This is a genomic window from bacterium, assembly GCA_035703895.1.
In the GTDB taxonomy this organism is placed as follows: domain Bacteria; phylum Sysuimicrobiota; class Sysuimicrobiia; order Sysuimicrobiales; family Segetimicrobiaceae; genus Segetimicrobium.
In genome coordinates, this window is the sequence record DASSXJ010000330.1 from 1 (window position 1) to 3726 (window position 3726).

At 66.3% G+C, this 3726-nt stretch carries 6 protein-coding genes; 1 reads left to right on the forward strand and 5 read right to left on the reverse strand.

The features are described from left to right. The coding region (locus VFP86_21780) for a thiamine pyrophosphate-dependent enzyme (protein ID HET9002280.1) at positions 1–234 on the reverse strand (234 nt) is incomplete at its 3' end. 43 nt (positions 235–277) lie between these two features. Continuing rightward, positions 278–1060, reverse strand: a complete 783-nt coding sequence (locus VFP86_21785) for an SDR family oxidoreductase (GenBank protein ID HET9002281.1) — start codon at positions 1058–1060, stop codon at positions 278–280. 103 nt (positions 1061–1163) lie between these two features. Between VFP86_21785 and VFP86_21790 the strand changes: the two genes are divergently transcribed. After that, a complete protein-coding gene (locus VFP86_21790; GenBank protein HET9002282.1) occupies positions 1164–2075 on the forward strand; it encodes an EamA family transporter in 912 nt (303 codons plus the stop codon). 22 nt (positions 2076–2097) lie between these two features. Here VFP86_21790 and VFP86_21795 read toward each other — a convergent pair whose 3' ends face one another. The 3 genes from VFP86_21795 to nthB form a co-directional block, all read right to left on the reverse strand. Continuing rightward, positions 2098–2430 (reverse strand): nitrile hydratase accessory protein, encoded by a 333-nt coding sequence (locus VFP86_21795; protein HET9002283.1) that lies wholly within the window; start codon positions 2428–2430, stop codon positions 2098–2100. Between the two features lie 12 nt (positions 2431–2442). Continuing rightward, positions 2443–3069: a nitrile hydratase subunit alpha gene (gene nthA / locus VFP86_21800; protein ID HET9002284.1), complete on the reverse strand. Its 627-nt coding sequence runs from the start codon at positions 3067–3069 to the stop codon at positions 2443–2445. Positions 3070–3099: 30 nt separating this feature from the next. Then, the coding region (nthB, locus tag VFP86_21805) for a nitrile hydratase subunit beta (GenBank protein ID HET9002285.1) at positions 3100–3726 on the reverse strand (627 nt) is incomplete at its 5' end.

Consider the following 3726-nt stretch of genomic DNA (forward strand, 5'->3'; position numbering starts at 1 on the left):
CCCGAGGTCGCGATGCAGCGTGGATGCGACGTCGTCCGGCCCAAGCGCGTAGGCCGCCCCGACCGCGATCGCCTCATGGCCGTAGCCGGTGAAGCAGGCTCCCACGATCGCGCCGCTCTGATACAGTTTCACGATCCGATCCTCTGCCAGTCGCTGCAGGATCATGTAGCGGTACAGCGTCTCGAGATCCTGCGTCGTGAGCTGCGTGTGCGCGATCACGAGTGGATCAGCCATGAATCCCTCCCGGTTGTGTGGGCGCCCGATCGGCGCGGCACCCTTAGTGAGAGATGAGGCCGCCGCTCACGTTGATCGCCTGCCCGGTCATATACCCGGCATCCGGCGAGCAGAGGAACGCGACCACCCCGGCCACGTCGCCCGGCTGCGCCAGCCTGCCGAGCGGCGTGCTCTGGAGCCGCATCTTCGTGAACGTCCCGGGCGCGAACCCGATCCGGGGACCGTCCTCGTAGTCGATCTGATGCCACATCGGCGTCTCAACCGGAGCGGGACAGACGCAGTTCACATGGATCCGGTCCGGCGCGAACGCCACGGCGAGGCTGCGCGTGAGCGCGATCACGCCCGCCTTGCTCACCCCGTATGGCGTCCACCAGGGCGTCGGCAGTTTCCCGGCGATCGAGGCGATGTTGACGATATGCCCGCCCCCGGCCGCGACGAGGTGCGGGCGGGCCGCCGTGCAGCCGAAGAACACCGCCTTGCAGTTCACGTTCATGATCGCGTCCCACTCCGTCTCGGTGACGGCCTCAGGACGGTGGACGCGAACGATGCCGGCGTTGTTGACGAGGATGTCCAAGCGGCCGAACGCATCGACGGCCGCGGCGATGAACCGCGTCCGATCCTCGGCGGACCCGACGTCGGCCGCGACCGCGAGGCTCCGCCGTCCCGCCTGGGTCAGTTCCCGCGCCGCGCCTGTAGCCATCCCTTCATCACGGTCGACCACGACGACCGCGGCTCCGTCATCGGCCAACCGTCCGGCGATGGCCCGACCGATGCCGCGGCCGGCTCCGGTCACGATCGCGACCTTTCCCGCAAGGCCCTCAGTCATGCCCGCGCGCCTCCTTCTCGGTCTCGTGATTACAGCGCAATACCCGGATAGACTCCACCGTTATCCTAGCGTATTGTCGATCGAGAACGTACAGGGGGCGCGGATGCGGCTCAAGGAGTGGAGCGCGTTCTGGTTGTTGGGCCTGGTGTGGGGGTCGTCGTTTCTATGGATCAAGATCGCGGTCGGGTTCATGGGTCCCCTCGCCGTCGCCGCGTTCCGCCAGCTCATCGGCGTGCTCGGCCTGCTTGTGGTCATGAAGATCCAACGGCAGCCGTTTCCCCGCGATTGGCGGACCCTGCGGGCGTACGTGATCTTGGGCGTTCTTCAGTCGGCGGTGCCGTTCGCGCTGATCGCCTGGGGAGAGACCAGGATCGATTCGGGGCTCGCCGCGATCTTGAACGGGACGATGCCACTGTTCACGATCCTGATCGCCCATTTCTGGTTGCACGACGACAAGATGACCCCCGCGCGCCTCGCGGGCCTGGTCGTGGGCTTTGGAGGCGTGCTTGTACTCGGCAGCCGTGACCTGGGCCCGGAGGGGTTTCACGGGACCGCGTGGGGCCAGCTGGCCGTGTTGATCGCCACCGTAAGTTACGCGGTAGCCTCGACGTTCTCGCGCCGGCACCTGCGCGCGGAGCCCCCTTTGCTGCAGGCGACCATGGTCGTCCTCGTGGGGGACGTGATCCTCTGGTCCTCGGTGGGGGTTGCCGAGCGGCCGCTGCACCTCCCCGCGGCGGCCCTGCCATGGATCGCGCTTGCGTGGCTCGGGCTCCTGGGATCGTGCCTGGCCTACCTGCTCTACTTCTATTTGATCAACGCGTGGGGACCCACCCGGGCGTCGCTTGTGACCTACGTCTTTCCCGTGATCGGCCTCATCCTCGGCATCGCGTTTCTCGGGGAACGAGTCGACTGGCACCTCGTGCTCGGTTCGCTTCTGGTGGTCTCCGGCATCGTCGTGGTCAACTGGCGGTTCCGCTCCGCACGGCCGGCCGCGGCCCTCTCCTCAGCCGAATAATCCGCCTACAGAGGGCTCGGAGTCAGGACGCACCGGGGTGCACGATGTCGCGCTCTCCCATGGCGAACTGCTTCACGCGGGTTTCAATCTCAGCCGCACTCAGGACGCCGCTTTCGACCAAGAGCGTCTGAAGAGCGGCCAGCCAGTTCTCATAGTAGTTCGGCCCCCCCTCAGCAATGGCCGCGATGAGCCGGCGTCGAAATGCCTCCCACGGAAAGAGCCTCGCATCGCCCAAGGTCACGGCCATGCCGAACGCGCGCCCCTCCCAGGGCTCCTGGAAGACCAGTTCACCGTTGCGGCGGGGTGGGGCCGCTGCGCCTTCGACATCGATCGGCGGTCTCGTGGCGTCGCTCATCGGGAAGATCTCCTAACGCCCAGGCGTGGGCGCCGCGACCCTGGCGACACCGATCATGGCGTCACGTGGAATCAGGGCCGCAAGGTCCGTCTCGGTCATGCCTTCGGTGCCCGGGGGGCGCTCCGGGAGGACCAGGTACCGCTGTTCGGCGCTGCTGTCCCATACCCGGATCTCCACCGACTCGTCCACGTCCAAGCCGAACTCGCGGAGCACAGCGCGCGGTTCGATGACCATGCGGGAACGGTAGGCCGGGTCCTTGTACCAGATGGGCGGCAGTCCCAACACGGCCCAGGGATAGCAGGAACACAGGGTGCAGACGATGGCATTCTGCACCGTCGGGGTATTCTCGACCACGACAAGGTTATTCATGTGGACACCCAGCTCGGCCAGCGCGGACATGGAGTCCGACAAGAGGCGCTGCTTATACTCGGGATCGACCCACGCGCGGGCCACGACCCTGGCCCCGATCATGGGTCCGATATCTCTTTCGTATCGCTCCACGAGCCGGTCGATCGTGTCTGAAGACAACAGGCCTTTTTCGATCAAGAGGGATTCCAGAGCAGCTGTGCGCAGTTGAGCCGGGGAGAGCTCACCCTCATGCGCGTGCCCGTGACCGTGGTCGTGATCGTGCTCGTGCATGACGCCATCACCTCTCTGATGGAGCATGGCTCAGATGGGATCCAGGTAGTTCTCCCACAGGTCGATGTAGACGCTGTCCCGCGGGGAGGCGGCGTCCCCCCAGAGCTCCCGCGCAGCGAACCGCACCGAGTAGACAGGACACGGATGGTCGCCCCACCCATGGGCCTTAGTGTCGGGAAAGTCGTACTCGCCGTGGACCCGATGGATGACCCCCTGCCTTCCCCGCACGTAGCGGGGGAGCCGGGTGTGGCCCGGCACGTGCTGGTTCTTCGCCACCACCCGATCGCCCGGTCGAAAACGCGGGTGGGTGGCCTCCCGACGTCCCTGGGGCGGACGATCCATCGCCGCCAGGACTGCGTCGGCGAGGGCAGGATTGTTTCGTCGCTCCAATCTCCCAACCCGTTCCGGCTCCCGCTCGAACTGGTGGATCGCAGCTTCGACCTCCGGCCCCGTGATCTGGCCCTTTTCCAGCAGCAACATATGAAGCGCCGTCGCCCAGCGCTCGAAGTACGTGGACGCCAGGTACTGGGACGGCGGGATCGTTTCGATCGCGCGCCGCATCTCGTCAAGGTTAAAAACTCGCCGGCGGATCAGGGTCCACATCATGGCCCACACTCGTCCCTCCCAAGGCGCGTGAAAGGGGGGCGCCACCGCATC